This is a genomic window from Agromyces binzhouensis, assembly GCF_004135055.1.
GTDB classification, from domain to species: domain Bacteria; phylum Actinomycetota; class Actinomycetes; order Actinomycetales; family Microbacteriaceae; genus Agromyces; species Agromyces binzhouensis.
In genome coordinates this window covers 1-1,286 of sequence record NZ_SDPL01000619.1, presented here as the reverse complement: position 1 = coordinate 1,286, position 1,286 = coordinate 1, and the positions used below count along the sequence as shown (strand labels likewise).

Sequence of the window (1,286 nt, the reverse complement as noted above, 5' to 3'; positions counted from 1 at the left end):
GTCGCCGCGCTCTCCGCCGGTTCCCTCGCGATCCCCCTCGTGGTGCGTCCGGCGGGGCCCGCGGTGATCGTGGCGAGCGCCGCGTCGATCCTCGTGGCGCTCGGGGCGTCCGCAGCGGCCGGCGCCGACGTGCGTCTCGTCGTCATCGCCACCGCCGCGGGCTGGAGCGCCTGCGTGATCGTCGGGATCTGGCTCGCCCGCGCCATCGACCGCGCCGCGGAGCGGATCGACGAGGTCGGGCGCGCGCACGAGGCCGAGCGCCTGGCGAGCGAGTCCGAGGCCCAGCAGCGCCAGGACGCCCGGGTGCTGCACGACACCGTCCTCGCCACGCTCAGCCTCCTCGCGCATTCCGGCGTCGGAGTCGGCACCGGGCTGCTGCGCCAGCAGGCCGGCGACGACGCCCGGCTGCTGAAGCAGCTGCGGCTGGGCGCCCCGCTCGACAACGGCTCGAGCGCGATCTTCTCCCCGGAGTCCTCCGACGACGGGCTCGGGGCCACGTTCGAATCCGTCCGCCAGCGCTTCGCACGCCTCGGGCTCGACGTCAACTGGCACGGCGCCAACCACCTCGTGCTCCCGAAGGACGCACTCGACGCACTGCTCGGGGCGCTGGGCGAATGCCTCGAGAACGTCCGCAGGCACGCCGGCGTGAGCGTCGCGGATGTCACGGTGACCGACGACGAGCACACGGTCCGGGCGATGGTGACCGACCAGGGCGCCGGATTCGAGCCGGCCTCCGTCGATCCGGCACGCCTCGGATTCGCCGAGTCGGTCGTCGGCCGCCTGCACGCCGTCGGCGGTCGCGCGCGGGTCTTCAGCTCGCCGGGGTCGGGGACGACGGTCATGCTGGAGGTGCCGAAGCCGTGAACCCGTTCCGCCGCACCCCCGCCGTCGAGGCCTCCCCCGACACGACGCACGAGATCCAGTTCGATCGCCCGAGACGATCCGCCCGGGCCGCCGAGGACATCCGCAGCGCCCACGGCGGACGCCGCCTCGCGATCGGGGTCACCGCCGCGGCGGGAGTCATCGTCCTCGCCCACCTCGCCCATGCGGTGGGCCTCGTGGGCGTCTTCCCGCCGGGAACGGGCTCGGGTCCCGCCTGGATCGCGTTCGCGGTCGTCGCGGTCGCCACGGTCGTCGCGACCCGAGGCCTCACCCGCGTGGCGGACTGGACCCACGTGCTCCTGCTCGCCGCGCTCGCGGTGCCGGTGGCGATGGACCTCACGGCGACCGCGGGCCTGCTCCACCTCGGCATCACGCCGACGGCGGCGCCGGCCGCCGCCGCGCTC

At 75.3% G+C, this 1,286-nt stretch carries 2 protein-coding genes; both read left to right on the top strand.

Annotation, left to right across the window (positions count from 1 at the left end; genetic code table 11):
- Nucleotides 1–864, top strand: an 864-nt coding sequence (locus ESO86_RS19455; protein WP_165308290.1) for a sensor histidine kinase, incomplete at its 5' end; no start/stop codon positions are given.
- Nucleotides 861–1,286, top strand: a 426-nt coding sequence (locus ESO86_RS17170; RefSeq protein WP_165308288.1) for a hypothetical protein, incomplete at its 3' end; no start/stop codon positions are given. The genes ESO86_RS19455 and ESO86_RS17170, both read left to right, overlap by 4 nt.